We start from the raw sequence: 16,288 nt of genomic DNA on the forward strand, positions 1-16,288 counted from the left end.
AAATAAAAACGGGTGAATCAAGCCTATTTTTGGCTCTCTTCACCCGATTCATTATTATCATTTTCAAGTGGTTATTCTTGTCCGGCCCTGCGTGTTAATTTGCCGAACAACCTACGGTTCGGGTGCCATACGAAGAAATTAAGCACAATCAGCAGTAGTGTGTACGCATATACCCCGTAATGGATTCGGGTCATAACTAAATGCAGAACTCCAAAACCTCCAAGCAGCAGCATTAACGGGAGAGTCTTCATCCCCGCACTCTGCTGTACAGCCTCGAACGGCCGGGAAAAAGGTAGATTATTATGCAGGAGGAAATGGCAAACCGCTGTATACAGTAGCATTCCTAAGCCTGCAGTAATCAAATCCGGAATAATAACGACCCCGAACAAGAAGCAAAATATAATGCCTTGTAAAATGAACAACGGCATGATCAAGCGGACAAATGCAGCGACTAACGTCCCTCTGTATATTTGCACATCATCGCTGATCGGCAGTGCTTTATATATCCAAGAGGCTTTATATTTGCTGGAATACTGCAGCATCATGATAATGGTAGAGATCATCGCCCCGGAGAAATAAATGAACAAGTATTTCCCGGTTCCCCTGAGCTCTGAGATACCACCTCCTAGCCCGGAGCCAAATAGAAAGATAAACGGGAATATAATCGAGAATCCGAGGATGGGATACACTTTAAGCTTGAAATCCCGTTCATTTCCCATCATCGACCAGGCCAAACGGAAGAACCCTTGCTCCTGCGGGCTAGAACAGAATATGCGGGACAGCCAATAAGGCAGTCTCCCTCTTCCTCTAGAAGGTCGTCCTCCAGGATCGGCCAGCTTCTGCAGGTGGCGTTCCATCGAAGGCATCAGCCGGACATAGATCATAAAGGCTAGGATCGGTATAACAAGACCGAGCAAAGAGAATACGGTGAATATTAAATTCCCGTTGCGATGAAGCACACTCTCGAACGGTGCCGCGAACCATACCGGTATGATATAGAATTGATACCACTTAGGCTGGAAAGTAACCTGAATATCGATAAGATTAAACATCCGCGATAGCAGCTGGTACCCTATCGTCATGGCGATCGTAAGTCCAATTTGGACATAGTTGATAATATCCTTCAGCTTCTCGCCATCAAAAAATTTAAGTACGGTTAAATAGATCAATGCAGTGAGAGCTACAATGAGCAGATTCATAAGAATAAGCTCAACCACAAATATGAGAAAAAATACGATCCCATGCTTAATTAACGCCGTAGCAAGTGGTATAGAAGCAATCGCCCCTGTCAGCATCATCAAGTAAATACATATATGCAGCGCCTTCGCCATCGCCAATGTCCGACGATGCACCGGCTTCGTGGCCAGTATATTGCGATCACGAATATCCAGTAATACGGATGAAAAGTCGGAAATCAGCGATGTCATAATGATAAACATCAGGATACCGAAGGTCAGGCTCATCTGAAAAAAGTAGTTATCTCCCATCCACATGAAAACAGAACATAGTGCTCCATAAATGGCGTAAACCCATAGCGAGCGCACAAATTGATTCCGCTCGTTCATGGCCGAACTATCACTTGATTGCTTCGACTTGCCTACTATCGTCGGTACTCTCCGGGCATCCATCGTCAGCTTCACTTGTAGAATGCGCCGCATAACAGGATAATCGATGTCTAGCCGAGAGAATAATCCTTGAAACCGATCAAGAAGCTTCAGGGACCTTGGCTCATACATCCGCCTCACCTCTCACAATGGCCACGAATTGCTCAGCAATCTGTTTATGCTCATTGAAGCCTGTCAACTGATTGAATATCTGCTCCAGTGATCCCTCCTGACTCTTTCCCTTCAGCTCTTCGAAGCTGCCATCCGCAACAACTCGTCCCCCATCGAGCAGAATAATACGGTTGCTAATCTTCTCCACTACATCCATCATGTGCGAGGAATAAAAGATCGTCTTGCCCGACGCAGCCAGCAACGCCAATATCTCCTTCACTACCATAACGCTGTTAGCGTCAAGGCCGCTAAGCGGTTCATCCAGAAACAGAATATCCGGATTATGCAGCAGGCTGGATATGATCAGCACCTTCTGCTTCATCCCTTTGGAGAAAGATGCAATGCGCTGATTGAACACCTGTTCCATCCCGAAGCGGTTCATCAATTTGCGCGCCTTATACTCTGCTTCATCCATCGATAAACCGTACAACTCACCAATGAAAGTCAAATACTCTCGAGGTGTTAGCGTATCGTACATCTCAGCAATCTCCGGCACATAACCAATTCTGCGTTTATACTCCACGTCTCCAGCGTCAGGGCTTTGGCCTATTATGCTGACTTCGCCTGAATATTCCCCCACAAGTCCAAGCATGATCTTCACTGTCGTGCTCTTCCCAGCGCCATTCGGTCCAATGTACCCGATAATTTGTCCGGGGTAGACATCCAGGTCGACCCCGTTAAGTACGTATCGATCCCCGTAGCGCTTACGTAAATCCCGAATTGTTATGATCGGCTTTACACTGTTCATCACTTCATCTCCTTCAAATCGTATTGGAGGGATAGTTCCATTTGGATCATTATGTTAGATTATACGTTCTTGCTCCATTCTTGCTTCACTATATCATGACTTTAGATAGTTTCGCAGAATCGGAAAAGGCATTATTCAGAGTTTATCGACGGCTGCAAAGCAGCGAGTATTGGTATGTACCATCTCTACTTCATTTGCCTGTACACGACAAATAAAGACCGTAGGTACCGCGATACACAGCAAAAAAACCGCCGACAGTTGTCAGCGGCTCTTTCCGATTTTTATTCATATGATAGATTGCATCTGCTTATCATTTCCCTTGAGCTATAAATCCGCTAATATCAACGCCAAGCTCCTGTGCCAGCCGCATGCCATATCCACTGTCGGCGCGGAAGAAATTGCAGATCGCCCGCAATTGAATCTGCTCATTTGTCTGGCGCAGGTCACTCACCAGATTTGAGATCAGATGGTCACGCTCCTCGGATGTGAAGCTTCGGTACAGTTCTCCGGCCTGCGTGAAATCGTCTGTCTTGGCAATCCGTTCACGGCCCGCCTGACCACTTAGCGGCACTACACTGTCCTGATACTCTGGCGCTTCCTTAGGACTGTCCTCGGAGCTATTCGGTTCGTAGTTGACAGGCGAAGGGTCCTGCTTCACATTCATTAAACCGTCACGCTGATGATTCCGTACCGGAGCATAGGGGCAATTCACCGGAATCTGCAAATAGTTGGCTCCAAGACGGTAGCGCTGTGTATCCGGATAAGAGAACAGCCGCCCTTGCAGCAGCTTATCCTCAGAGGGCTCAATTCCCGATACGAGTACACTTGGTGAGAAGGCAACCTGTTCGACTTCAGCAAAATAATTGACTGGATTCTGGTTCAACGTCATCGTGCCAACCTTAACGAGCGGGTAATGATCCTCTGGCCATACCTTGGTAGGATCAAGCGGATCGAAGCCCCAGCGGTCCAGATCCTCCACTGGCATCAACTGCACATTTAGCTCCCACTGCGGGAAATCCCCTTGTTCAATATGATCGTGCAGATCACGGGTCGCATGGTTGAAATCACGCCCCTGTACTTCCTGTACCTCCGCAGCCGACAAATTCTTTACCCCCTGCTTCGATCTCCACGTATACTTCACATACGTCATCCTGCCCTTCGCATTGATCCATTTAAAAGCATGAACACCAAAGCCGTCCATCTGCCGGTAATTAGCTGGAGTGCCGTTATCCGAGAATAACCAGGTCATCATATGCGTCGATTCCGTAGATAAAGTCATGAAGTCCCAATAGCGGGCCGGATCCTGAATATTCTTATTCGGGGCAGGCTTTAGCGAGTGTACCATATCCGGGAATTTGATCGCGTCGCGGATGAAGAAGACGGGAAGATGGTTTCCGACCAGATCATAGTTGCCCTCCTCCGTATAGAACTTGACAGCGAAGCCCCGTGGATCACGGGCGGTCTCCGGTGAGCCTGTTCCATGAATGACTGTAGAGAAGCGAACGAAGACCGGAATCTCACGGCCAATCTCTTGCAGGAAATGAGCCTTCGTATACTCCGACATGCTCTGTTCCGTCACAAATACTCCGTGCGCCCCCGCACCACGGGCATGAACGACACGTTCCGGAATTCGTTCACGATCGAAATGTCCCAGCTTCTCCAGCAGGTGATAATCCTCAAGCAATGTTGGTCCTCTCTGTCCTGCTGTACGCGAGTTCTGATTATCGCCAACCGGCGCGCCTTGATTTGTCGTTAATCGGTTATTCATATATGATCCATCCTTTCAGGTTTTCTATATTTAGACTTATTCTAAGTTCTAAAATAAATTCTAACATTTTCACCTGAAATTTTGCGTGTAGATCATATGTAAATCATGTGTAGGTCAAATGAAGATACATGAAGATACACGAAGATTTATAAATTCTATATTCATAAAAAAAGAGCGAAGCCCTTGTAGTTATTGTCTTCTAATCATTGCAAATGGAATAGCATTTTATAACTAATAAATCGCTATTGGCCCATAAGGACCATCGATAATTTCTATTTTCGTTTCAAAAATATCTGTCAAAATTTCTGGATCCATAACCTCTTCTACTGTTCCAAAAGCGGCAATTCGTCCATCTTTCATAGCACAGATTCTATCAGAATATTTGGCTGCAAAATTTATATCATGCATAACAGTCAGAATTGTTCTTCCAAATTCATTAGCAGCATGCCTCAAATGCTCCATCATTTGAACAGAACGAGCAACATCAAGATTGTTCAGAGGCTCGTCCAAAAGTACATATTCAGTCTCTTGGCACAAAACCATTGCTACATATGCCCTTTGCCTTTGACCACCAGAAAGCTCATCTAAATATCTATTTTCTAGATCAGTCAAGTCTAAAAAATCGATATATTTAGATATAATAGCCTCATCCTCTTTAGTTAATCTTCCCTTTGAATAAGGAAAACGTCCAAATCCAGCTAGTTGCCTAACAGTTAGCTTCGTTACAAAATGATTTTCTTGTCGCAAAATAGTCAAAATTTTTGCTAAGTCTTCTGATTTCGTTTTAGAAACATCCATATTTGCCACCTTAATTTGACCTTCATCCATATCCAAAAGTCTTCCGATCATCAAAAGTGTCGTGGACTTTCCAGCGCCATTTGGCCCAATTAAAGAAGTAAGACCCGCTTTTGGTATTTCAATATCCAAAGGTCCTATATTTACCTCATTCGTATACAACTTTCTAACATTATCAATTTTTATCATAAAGCCCTCTTCCTTAAGACTACAATTAGAAATGTTATTCCACCAAACAGTTCGATGATAACTGAAACTACACCTTGAGCATTGAATACATGGTACATAAAAAAGTATGCAGCCGTTATTATCAGGAATCCGATAGCAAAAGCCATTGGAAAAATATATTTGTGATCATACGTTGGCGCTGCTAGATAACTCAAGGTTGCCACTAAAAATCCATAGAAAGTAAGTGGTCCGACTAAAGCCGTTGAAATGGCCATCAACATAGAAACTAATACAAGAGTATAAATTACGCCAAATTTATGATTAACTCCCAAAGAAGGGGAGACATCCTTCCCAAGTGACAATACATTTAATTTCTTGGAATAAGCAAAAATAAGGAATGCTACGATGATTACAATTGGAATTGCAATAGGAAAATAGCCAACATCCGCATTATTGACAGAAGCAAACAATCTTGCCTGTAAAATATCAAACTCAGACGGCGCAAGAAGTCTTCTCATAAAAGATGATAAAGACTTCAGCCCAATTCCAATAATAATTCCAACCAAAAGCATAATTTGTAAATTTCCATACTTTCCAGAAAGCAACCATCCATATAGTATCAAACTCAGCAAAACCATAAGGACAACTTGAAATACGAATGATCCAACACCAGTAAAACTTATAAATGCACTAACACCAAAGAAAAACATTGTACTAGTATGAATTGCTGAGTAAAGTGCCTCAAAACCTAAAAGTGAAGGAGTTATAATCCTATTATTCGTAATCGATTGGAATGCAACGGTCGCCAAACTTTGACAAATTGCTGCAATAATCATTGCACCAAGAGCTACCATCCTTCTTTTAACAACTGGAATAAAAGAAGGAGAATCTATTGGAACTGGATTGTTATAAACCAGAAGTCCATACGCTGAAAGAATGCCCAAAGCAATCAATGTTATCAGCAAAATCCAATAACGTTTTTCTTCCTTCCTAGAACGAAAAGCTCTAGCTGATCTATTTTTATTATGAAGGCTAGGATTGATTTTGACATTTTCTTTATTACTATATTCTAATGTGCTCATCTTAGCCTCCTTTGTCTCAATAAAATAACAATAAATACGACTGCTCCCACTGTTCCAAGTATTAAAGAGACAGGTACTTCAAAAGGCATTATAATGGTTCGAGAAATAATGTCACAAACCGTTATAGTACCCATTCCTAATACACATACCCAAGGCAAATTACTCCTCAAATCATCTCCTCTATACATGGAAACAATATTGGGTACAATCAACCCTAAAAAAGGTAAATTCCCAATAACAGCTGCAACAATTCCAACTGCAAAAGAAATAAGACCCGTACCAAGAAGAACGATCCTATTATAATTTACTCCAAGACTTGTTGAAACATCTTCCCCTAGTCCAGCTATAGTCAACCGATCAGCAAACATAAAAATAAGAAAAGTAACGATAATAATGAACCATAGATATTCATATCTCCCAACTTGGACCGGTGCAAAAGAACCTACAAACCAAGTTTCAATATTTTGCGTCATTCGAAAGACGAGGCCAACAAAAGTGGAAACTGCGGAAATAATTGCTCCAAGCATCATTCCAATAATCGGAACAATTAAAGACGAACGAAGTTTAACTCTTCTTAAAAACATAAAGAAAATCATCGTTCCTATAAAAGAAAAAATGATTGCACCAGTCATTCTTAGAACTAAAGATGGTGCAGGAAATAATATATAAACAAGAAGAAGTCCCAAACCTGACCATTCAATTGTTCCTGTTGTGGTAGGTTCAACTAAACGATTCTGTGTAATAAGTTGCATTACGAGTCCTGCCATGGACATGGCGGCTCCAGTAAGCATTAGTGCAGCTGTTCTTGGAACACGGGTGATGAAAAACATATCCATTCCATCCTCTTGTTCCTTTATATCATAAGCTCCAGTAAACAGTGATATAATTCCTAAAATAATAACAACTATAATCGCTAATATAAAAGGTTTTGTCCATATTTTATTGTGGTTATAAAGCTGGGGTTGAGAATTTTTCTCAACCCCGGCAATTATATTTTTCGGCACTATGGTTATACTCCTTTAAACTACTTAGCTAAAGTATTTGCAAGGTTTTCAAATACTTCTATAAAAGTTTCGATGGATTCATTTGTGTAAGTGTCATTTGGTGCATAAACAATCTGCCCTTTAGAAACAGCGGTTACTTTTTGAAGAGCAGGTGAATTATCAATAACATCCTGAGCAGGAACGGCATCAGTTGTAGAAGATACTGCAGCATCACGATCTAGTACAAAAAGCCAATCAGGATTACTTTGTGCAATAGCTTCAACAGAAACTTCATCACCTTGATGATCTGAAGAGGAACCGTCAACTTCTAATGCTGGAACCCATCCGAAAATCTCATACATTGGTCCCCAAACACGTCCAGAATGAGGAGCTGAAAAACCAATATTTCCACCAGAAACTACAACACTCATAACTGTATCTGTTCCATTATATGCAGACTTAGCACCTTCAACAGCTTTATCAAAATCAGCTATCAATTGTTTAGCCTCTTCATTTTTATCAAAAATTTTTCCCAAAGAGATTGTAGAATCCTTAAGTCCATTTATTAAGTTTTCTCCCGGTGTAGCAGCTTTCTCAGAAACATCAAAATTAAGATCAATAACAGCTGCATTTGGCACTAATTTTTTTATCTCTTCATAATAGCTAGCAAATCTTTGACCGATAATTACAAGTTCAGGGTCTGCCGCTGCTAAAACTTCAAGATTTGGTTCACGGTGATTTCCAATATTCTGAACGGAATCATCCTTTACATATGGTGAATCCGCAGGCATTACATCCTTTGGAGCAGCCGCTAATTTAATTCCCCAATCAGCTAAAGTTTCAAAAGTCCTACTATCCAATGAAATTACATTTTTGGGGTTTACAGGAACAGTAACCGTTCCATGTGCATCAGTGATTTCAACCGTTGAAGGTTTCTCAGGTTGACTCGACGCAGCAGGTTGATTCGATGCGGCAGGTTTATTATTTGAATTCGAGCAAGCTGATAAGACCAAAGCAAAAATGGCAAGCATGGCAACTGTTAACTTTAAGTAATTAGATTTTCTCATATACCCTCCTAAGATATAAGCCTAATAGGCAAGCAAATTATTAAATTAATGAAATTAATATCTATATTATATTTTTATGTGCTTTTTATTCAGATGGCCGCTGACGAGAGCGATGAAGCTGATTAAGGAAGCGCCTAAGATCAACGTCTTAAGGCGGTAAGTACTTAAGAACTGATAGGCTACATTTGCAGCCAGCAGTCCCAGGAAAGTAATTGGACCAACCAGAGCGGTCGAGATCGATACGAGGATCGCTACGACAATGGGTACCCGCTTTGCTACGTATTCGTAGCTGATGCCCAGATTCACAGACAATTACCTACGAGGGAGCATACAAAGGCGATACTCGTCTTCACCAGCGGTCCGGCTGAGTTGGACAGCATCAGCGATACCATAATGCCACGGAATCCCCCGTAAAATGGGTGAAATATCCTTAACCCCGATAAATAGGGAAGCTATGGATAATAGAATTAACAAAGCTGCTAAATATCTCTTCTTCATCTCTCGTCCTTACTTTCCTTCCCCTGGCCTAGAGGAAGTCAAAGTTAATGCTGCCGGCAAGACAGACGGGTTTGTTGATCAATAATGATAATCATTATCAATTCATCATAATTTAGCCTAAATTATACCGTCGCTTTTGTCAACCATTTTAAATTTTATTTTTAGTAAGTTCTTATTCTAATCATAGCAGCTACAATCATTGGCTGTTCGGCATGAAATAAAGGCAATTGAGGCATAGTAACGTCTGACACAGACTATAGAAGACAGACCATCGAGGAGGATGCTTCAAATGGATAACACGCATGAGTTCGTTGAGAAGCTGCATGATAAGCAGGCCAAGGATGAAGCTAATAAACGACGCCAGGGAAAAGGAAACCCTGCAGGCCAGCTCCCCAGCAAACCGCACGGCACGCAGAAATAACCTCAGCGATCAATTGTACGCCAAAAAGCCGCACTCGCAGGCCAATCTGCAAGTGTGGCTTTTTAGACAGTTCACTTTTCAGCACCGAGAAGGTTGGGTGAAGCTAGGGCCAGAGGAGCGAAGCTACACGTTTTCGGAGAAAACGGCCTCGGAAGCATTCGCTTGTAGTTGGTACGTGAGCACCTAGATGTTTCCGTAAGAAACATGACTTCGTAAGCATCTGCCTTTAGCCGCGGTATTTGTCGGTTCCGGATATGAAATCATCCGAAGCACCCTTCCCGTCCTTAGAATGGTTCTTGAACTGGCTTAGACGTCCAGCTCCGCCTTCTCCACCGTTGCCGGTGGTTGCATTCTGTCCGTTACTGCTGCCATTGCCAGCCTTCCTGTCTCGCTTCGCCACGCTGCGATTCACCTCCAGATCATACATGCTAAGAGTGCCAATCGCTAGTTAGCGTCTGCCGCAGGAGCAGTTTTTATACCCTTGCAGGAGCCCTTCCAGGCCAGAATAACAAGTAGGGCTTAGTTATTGTCCTTAATCGTTACCGTTACAGGTGAATACTCTGCAATAACGGTCTGGCCATGCACGGACACACTGCCTTCCGGGGAAATATCCTTCTCAGTCATGATGCCCAAGGCAATCGTAAAGCGGTTGAACTTGATTGGAACACCGCTCTCCCGGCGAACTTCTTTCCCGTTGAGATAGAAGATAACCTCATCCTCAGCACGGTTATAAGTGATTTTATAAGTATTGAATTCACGCGCTTCGAAGTCGGTATCCTCCTTGAACACACAGAAATACTTCGTCTTGTCACTATCCGGCACTTTAACACCCGGGAATGGCAATACTGCGTAGACACTCGCGTATTTATCATTACCTGCGAAGAAGTCCAGCGCCGCGCCCGTCGTGAAGTCAAGCAGGTTCAGCGACACATAACCATCGTACAGGTCTCCAGGCACCGTATTCTGTGTACGGGCACGAATTTGCAATTCGAAGCTGACTTCTCCCTCTTCCGGAACAATGACATCCTCAACGGAATAATACATATGCTTGGCATTATCGAGAATTTGAATTTGATTGTTCTGACGGCTTAATGGTGCGCGGACATACAGAATTCCATTGCGCACAATGACAACCGCCTCAGGCTCACGGTATTCCCAGAACGAACCATCGGGAAGCGGGAAACCGCCCATTTTCCAGACTTGTCCTTCATTTAGAATCGTATGAAAATCTCCGAATATTTTTTGCTCTTCCATGTATGTTCGTCTCTCTTTCTCTTAGAAATTATTGAATAATGCCTTGGATCAATAATGTTACAATCATAATCAGGCCACAGCGGACCGATGCCTTCTGTGAAGCCCCCATTAGCGGCAAATATGCCGTAGAAGGATTATGCTCCTTCAATCTGCCATATACCCGATATAACGGAATCGCCGTTATTAGTCCAATCAGGGAATAGAACGGCAGGATTCGTAGTACAACACAAAGCACCAGTGAAGCATAAGCAAGCAGCAGTAACATTTTGGAGAAGGCCAAAGCCCGTTTCTCTCCCCATACGACGACCAATGTATTTTTGCCGGCCTGCTTGTCCGCTTGCCAGTGTAAGAAATGGTGATTAAACAACAGCAGTGTCGTCAGAATCCCGATCGGCAGCGACAGCAGGGCTGAGCGAAAGCTCAAATCTCCTGTCTGCACGTAATATGACCCCATAATGGGCAGAACGCCAAAAGAGAGCAGGATTGCCAGCTCACTAAGGCCTTTGCCCCTGTATCCAAACTGGATAGGAGGCGCCACATAGTAATACGCGATCAGTCCCCCCAGTGCCGAGAAGACAAGAATGGGCCAGCCGCTGAATATACTAAGCACGACGCCGCAGAGTACAGCCGAGCCGAGCAATGACCAGGTGATTATAGCAAAGGTTCTCTCAGACATTGTACCGTTATCCAGATAACCGGAATTGGTCGAGATCACCTCAGGAGTGTTGTTGGCTGCCGTATCCGCTCCACTGCGGTAATCCCATAGATCATTGATCATATTCGAGAACAGATGCGCCGCACCTGCACCGATTAATGTAATTATAAAAAGCATCGGATGAAATATGCCCTTCCACACGTAGGCCCCAAGCGCTCCGAGGAATACAGGAACCAACATGACGGGAATGACTTTGAACCGTGAAGCCTTTTTGAATCTTGTCCATACGCTAACCAGCTACTCCACGCTCCTTTCATAGTTGTATGTGATATTTATCACTTTTCATTATACACCTTTTCATGGAGAGGGATAGTGGAAAAATAGATCACCTAGCAACTGGACTAAAGTCTAGATTTTTTCTTCCCCCGAGACCGAAGTGAGGCATGGACTTTTATGGTACGATGTTACCAGATAGTATTTGAAGTGTGTGTTCAAAAAGTGCGGTTTTCAGCACCGAGAAGGTTGAATGAAGCTAGGGGCTACGGACTTTTTGAATTACCTCTTGAAAGGACGGAAATAAATGAATAAGAAATCATGGTTTGGCCCGGTGCTCATTCTACTCGGCTTGTACCTACTCTTCTTCCGTAGAGAAGCGATTAGTGCCGGCACCCTGTTCGGGCAATTCTGGCCGACGATGTTCGTGTTGCCCCTCGGTCTATTCTTCCACTGGATGTACTTCTCTGTAACCAGCCGCAGAGCAATCGGACTACTAATCCCTGGCGGCATTTTGTTCACCGTAGGACTTGTCTGCCAAATCTCCACCCTGTTCGATAGCTGGCAGTATTTATGGCCAGGCTTCATCCTTGCTCCTGCAGTCGGACTGTTCGAGTTCTACTGGTTCGGCAACCGTAACAAGTACCTGCTCATCCCGATTAACATTCTGGCCGGTCTCTCCTTGCTGTTCTTCGCTGTATTCTCGCTCGGAGCGCTGTACAACCGTATGATCTTCGGACAACCTGTGTTGGCTATTGCCCTCGTGGTCATCGGCGCCGGAATTATGATTGCACCAAAAAAGCGGATCTAAATGATCCGCTTTTTTATTTCGGCTATGTGTTCAAATAAACCTGTTTTCAACTTGAACTCCCTCTTTATAGGGATATAAGGATTGCTGCAGATAGGATGATTATCCTCGCTCCATTCATCATCATGAAGTTTTTGACCGCGAGTCCGAACGTATCCTTCTTCGTCTGAAGCTTGGTGAAACGTCCGATATTTTTATTGATGGGAAACAAGGTTAATAAAGTCAGCAGACAGAGCAGCGGGTTAACCCCCAGGAAGATCAGGACGATCAGATCGATGAAGGCCGCGTAATACATCAATCTAAACAGCATTAAAGCATTCGCTCTGCCAATATAGACTGGAAGTGTATATCTCTTGTTCTCAATATCCTCTTCGATATCACAGATGTTGTTGGCCAGCATAATGTTCGCAATACCGAGAATTGCCGGAACCGATACGAGGAAGAGAAGCACGATCTCCAAAAGATGCACCTGAAGTACAGCAACTCCCCCCTCTAGCGTTAGAGAGGCCAATCGATCCCCGGCCTGAATATAAGCAGATATGAACATAATAACAAAGCCCATGAATAGCCCCGAGAAGATCTCCCCCAACGGCATTCTTGAAATCGGGATTGGCCCGAACGAGTAGAGAATCCCTACCGCGAAGGAGAGTCCGCCTAGCAGCAGGATCAGCAGATCCGTCTGTAACACTAACGCGATACCGGCGCTTACCGCAATGAGCAGTAATATACCAATCAGCAATACGACCCGAGCTGGCTTCATACGATAGCTTACGATCGGATTATGGATCTCATAGCCATAGCCATGCTTCCTGGCTGCTTTTTTATAGTCGTAAAAATTGTTCAAGGCCGTAGTGGCCATATCGAAGCTGAGCAATGAGAACAGCATTAACAAAAAATGCTCTAGCTTGAATTCCTGAAAACGAAATATCGCATATACCGTTCCGAACAGGAAGGGTATCATACTCGCCGTCTTCGTCTTGATCTCTACTAGTTGCAAAAATTTCTTAATCGCCATACTTAGTGTCATTCCCTCTATTCTAAATATCCTTGACAATTCATAATAATTACACACTTTTCGACATGAATCCAGTTTTCCATCCATACTTTTTTCTATTTTTTCCGAGTAATTTGATGATGATGGAGGATAATTCTGTAAACATGTAGAAATTAAATGAGTGTGTTCGATACACTAATCTCCTACATTTCCAATAATTCTCTGTTCCATGGGGGGCACTAAATGATGCAAAGGAGATCACGAAACCTGCTGCTCGCCGTGGCTTATCTGGCCGGCCTAGCACTCGCCCTCTATTGCGAGTCGCATGAGCTGCACCTTATTTTCAGCATCTCATTGTCGTTCACAAACGTCATCCTGCTGCTGCTGCTTCGCTGCTATGGCAATGCATACGGTCTTGCTGCGGCCGTTCTTGTCTATGGTGTATCCATATTCATGTTGGGCAGACCTTATATTGTGCTGCTGTCTCTGCTTGAGATCATAGCCATTGGCCTTTCACTGAAGTGGAGCAAGAGAGACCGGATGCTGCGCACGGATGCATTGTTCTGGATGGTAATCGGTATCCCAGCTATTTTCCTGGCTTATTGGACGATGTACCGCACCGTCTCTATGGAGCTATGGCTGCTGATCACGATTTCTGCAACCAACGGGCTGTTCAATGTGATGTTCGCCGACATCATATGGAAATACTTGCCCAAGCGCTGGCTTAAGCCGGGAATTTCATTCCGGATCGAGCCGCTATTTTTCAGTAAAGTGTTGTTCCATATCATTATTGTATCTATTGCACTGCCGTTTCTCATCTTTATCTTAAATAACAGCTGGAGCAGCTATGCTTCAGTATCGCAGTATTCTTACAAGCTGGCAACCAGTGCAGCTAGCTCGATATCCAAAGAATTATCCGCCTTGCAGCAAATGAAAAGCGAGCCGCTGTCCACAGACGATTACCGAATCTATATTCAGGAACTTACAGAGCAGCCAGTGTCGGACGGATACTATCAGATCGCCATCATCGACCACAACAACTCCATCATTGCTTCCAGTCATACTCCGATTCCATCAGAAGGCTCCCATCACTACGATATCGATCCGCCTCACACATCAAGCAAGCATGAGTTCTATATGAATGTCCCTGCCTATGAAAGCCGGATCTTTCCGATTCAAGGGTGGAACGAAGCATCTTATGTGTATAAAATACCGCTGGAGATTCAGTCCTCAGAAGCACTACAATTATTCGTTTATGTTCCGATGAAGCATGACCAGGAACTGATCTATAAACAATTTCTAATTCAGTTTCTGAGTCTGCTGTTGTTCGTCATCTGCGGCTCAACGATCGGCCAATGGCTGAACCATCGCCTGCTGCGCGGATTGACACAGCTCGCTACTCTGACGACGGATCTGCCCGATAAGCTGTATACCGTCCAGAAGATCAAGTGGCCGGAGAGCTCGATCTACGAGATCCGCTCACTGATCCACAACTTCAAATATATGTCCGGCAATTTGATTCATATGTTCCAGAACTCCCTCAAGAATACTAGATTGTTGGAGGAACAGACGACCCGACTCATTAAATCAGAGAAGAAGCTGCATCATTTAGCGTACTATGATGAATTGACTGGACTGCCTAATCGTCTTCACTTCCAGGAATATATCAAGACGTTGGGGCTCGATAAACCGATCGACGATACACCGGAGGATTCGCCCGCCTTTGCTATTATGTTCGCCGACTTGAACCGCTTCAAACAGGTCAACGACACGCTCGGACATGCCATTGGTAATGAACTGCTGCATGACATAGCCCAGCGCTTCTCCCGAATTATTTCGGAGCAATGTAAGGTGTTCCGACTTAGTGGCGATGAGTTCTTGTTCATTCTTCATTACGAGCATATTTCCGATGTTCAGCAAATCGCCCAGACTATCTGCGATATATGCGAGGAACCGTTCGAAATTAATGGACGGGCACTCTACATGTCAGTCAGCATCGGCATCAGCGTATACCCTTACGACGGAGACGATATCGATGCTGTCATGCGCAACGCTGATATCGCAATGTATGTAGCCAAGGAGCAAGGCGACGGACTATATCATTTCTACGATAGTCTGATTGAGAACCAGCGCGAGGAGAATATGAGGCTCGAGAATGAGCTCAAGGCTGCTCTTCTGGAAGGTCAATTCAAGCTTTACTACCAGCCTAAGATCGATGCTTCTTCAGGCGAAGTAATCGGAGCGGAAGCCCTGATCCGTTGGCTCCATCCGGAATACGGCATGGTGTCTCCTGCTAAGTTCATCCCGCTCGCGGAGAATTCCGGGGTTATACTTGATATCGACGAATGGGTGCTGCAGGAAGCCTGCCGCCAGAACAAGATCTGGCAGCTCGAAGGAATGCCTCGCTTCCCGGTCGCCGTCAATATTTCCGCCCGGCATTTCTACCAGAGCAACTTGATTCCGACAATTACCCGGATTCTCCATGAGACCGGTTTGGAGCCACAGTACCTCCTGCTTGAGATTACCGAGGGGACGCTGATCAGAAACGTAGAGTATGGCGTACGGATGATGGAAGATCTGAAGAAGATGGGGATCCATATTTCTATGGACGATTTCGGAACCGGTTATTCCTCGCTCAGTCAGTTGGACCGCCTGCCGATTAGCGAGATGAAGTTGGATCGCTCCTTCATTCAAGGAATTACCGAAGACAGCCGGAAATCCTCGATCGTACGAGCCGTTATTGAACTCGGGCACCATATGGATCTACGGGTCGTTGCCGAAGGAATCGAATCGCCGGATGAGCTTAAATATTTGACCGATCTGGAATGCGATCAATTTCAGGGTTATCTGTTCAGCAAGCCTCTGCCAGAGTTGGAGTTCTCCCGATTCGTGCTGCGATGGGATGGAAGCTCGATGCCGATAGATGGATCAGCCTCTGCAGGATAACAGTTTACGGATAGGGCTGCCATCAGTTACAATCCAGATTAGATAAGCATCTC

General features: G+C 44.3%; 15 protein-coding genes and 1 pseudogene. 4 read left to right on the forward strand and 12 right to left on the reverse strand.

What is annotated here, in order from left to right; translation table 11 throughout:
• Positions 1 to 71 precede the first annotated feature (71 nt).
• The 8 genes and pseudogenes from EI981_RS27010 to EI981_RS27045 form a co-directional block, all read right to left on the reverse strand.
• Positions 72 to 1,736 (reverse strand): hypothetical protein, encoded by a 1,665-nt coding sequence (locus EI981_RS27010; protein ID WP_127003527.1) that lies wholly within the window; start codon positions 1,734 to 1,736, stop codon positions 72 to 74.
• On the reverse strand, positions 1,729 to 2,523 hold the full coding sequence (locus EI981_RS27015) for an ABC transporter ATP-binding protein (RefSeq protein ID WP_127003529.1): 795 nt from the start codon (positions 2,521 to 2,523) through the stop codon (positions 1,729 to 1,731). Before EI981_RS27015 ends, EI981_RS27010 begins: the two co-directional genes overlap by 8 nt.
• A 310-nt stretch (positions 2,524 to 2,833) precedes the next feature.
• Entirely contained in the window at positions 2,834 to 4,291 is a 1,458-nt protein-coding gene (locus EI981_RS27020; protein WP_127003531.1) for a catalase, read from the reverse strand.
• 231 nt (positions 4,292 to 4,522) lie between these two features.
• Positions 4,523 to 5,275, reverse strand: coding sequence for an iron ABC transporter ATP-binding protein (locus EI981_RS27025; protein WP_127003533.1), 753 nt, complete (start codon positions 5,273 to 5,275; stop codon positions 4,523 to 4,525).
• Positions 5,272 to 6,336, reverse strand: coding sequence for an iron chelate uptake ABC transporter family permease subunit (locus EI981_RS27030; protein WP_127003535.1), 1,065 nt, complete (start codon positions 6,334 to 6,336; stop codon positions 5,272 to 5,274). Before EI981_RS27030 ends, EI981_RS27025 begins: the two co-directional genes overlap by 4 nt.
• Entirely contained in the window at positions 6,333 to 7,340 is a 1,008-nt protein-coding gene (locus EI981_RS27035; RefSeq protein ID WP_127003537.1) for an ABC transporter permease, read from the reverse strand. Before EI981_RS27035 ends, EI981_RS27030 begins: the two co-directional genes overlap by 4 nt.
• Positions 7,341 to 7,360: 20 nt before the next feature.
• A complete protein-coding gene (locus EI981_RS27040) occupies positions 7,361 to 8,386 on the reverse strand; it encodes a siderophore ABC transporter substrate-binding protein (RefSeq protein WP_127003539.1) in 1,026 nt (341 codons plus the stop codon).
• Positions 8,387 to 8,476: 90 nt separating this feature from the next.
• Positions 8,477 to 8,695: pseudogene (locus tag EI981_RS27045) on the reverse strand (iron chelate uptake ABC transporter family permease subunit); the annotation flags it as partial.
• 145 nt (positions 8,696 to 8,840) lie between these two features.
• Here EI981_RS27045 and EI981_RS30035 point away from each other — a divergent pair.
• Together EI981_RS30035 and EI981_RS27055 are read left to right on the forward strand one after the other, a co-directional pair.
• Positions 8,841 to 8,969: a hypothetical protein gene (locus tag EI981_RS30035; protein WP_257792043.1), complete on the forward strand. Its 129-nt coding sequence runs from the start codon at positions 8,841 to 8,843 to the stop codon at positions 8,967 to 8,969.
• Between the two features lie 204 nt (positions 8,970 to 9,173).
• Positions 9,174 to 9,305, forward strand: coding sequence for a DUF4023 domain-containing protein (locus EI981_RS27055; protein ID WP_127003543.1), 132 nt, complete (start codon positions 9,174 to 9,176; stop codon positions 9,303 to 9,305).
• A 226-nt stretch (positions 9,306 to 9,531) separates the two neighbouring features.
• Here the strand turns inward: EI981_RS27055 and EI981_RS27060 are convergent, their stop codons facing one another.
• The 3 genes from EI981_RS27060 to EI981_RS27070 form a co-directional block, all read right to left on the reverse strand.
• Positions 9,532 to 9,732 carry a hypothetical protein gene (locus EI981_RS27060; RefSeq protein ID WP_127003545.1) on the reverse strand — a complete coding sequence of 67 codons (201 nt, stop codon included), beginning with the start codon at positions 9,730 to 9,732 and terminating at the stop codon, positions 9,532 to 9,534.
• 92 nt (positions 9,733 to 9,824) lie between these two features.
• The gene (locus tag EI981_RS27065; protein WP_127003547.1) at positions 9,825 to 10,559 is read right to left on the reverse strand and encodes a DUF6081 family protein; all 735 of its coding nucleotides are present in this window, start codon (positions 10,557 to 10,559) and stop codon (positions 9,825 to 9,827) included.
• Positions 10,560 to 10,587: 28 nt separating this feature from the next.
• Positions 10,588 to 11,391, reverse strand: coding sequence for a prenyltransferase (locus tag EI981_RS27070; RefSeq protein WP_237172637.1), 804 nt, complete (start codon positions 11,389 to 11,391; stop codon positions 10,588 to 10,590).
• 403 nt (positions 11,392 to 11,794) lie between these two features.
• On the opposite strand from EI981_RS27070, the gene EI981_RS27075 reads away from it, so the two are divergent.
• Complete coding sequence (locus tag EI981_RS27075; protein WP_127003551.1) at positions 11,795 to 12,298, forward strand: hypothetical protein; 504 nt, start codon at positions 11,795 to 11,797, stop codon at positions 12,296 to 12,298.
• A 64-nt stretch (positions 12,299 to 12,362) separates the two neighbouring features.
• Here EI981_RS27075 and EI981_RS27080 read toward each other — a convergent pair whose 3' ends face one another.
• On the reverse strand, positions 12,363 to 13,310 hold the full coding sequence (locus EI981_RS27080; RefSeq protein WP_127003553.1) for a 1,4-dihydroxy-2-naphthoate polyprenyltransferase: 948 nt from the start codon (positions 13,308 to 13,310) through the stop codon (positions 12,363 to 12,365).
• Between the two features lie 222 nt (positions 13,311 to 13,532).
• On the opposite strand from EI981_RS27080, the gene EI981_RS27085 reads away from it, so the two are divergent.
• Positions 13,533 to 16,235, forward strand: coding sequence for an EAL domain-containing protein (locus EI981_RS27085; protein ID WP_127003555.1), 2,703 nt, complete (start codon positions 13,533 to 13,535; stop codon positions 16,233 to 16,235).
• The last annotated feature ends 53 nt before the right edge of the window (positions 16,236 to 16,288 follow it).

This window comes from Paenibacillus lutimineralis (assembly GCF_003991425.1).
In the GTDB taxonomy this organism is placed as follows: domain Bacteria; phylum Bacillota; class Bacilli; order Paenibacillales; family Paenibacillaceae; genus Fontibacillus; species Fontibacillus lutimineralis.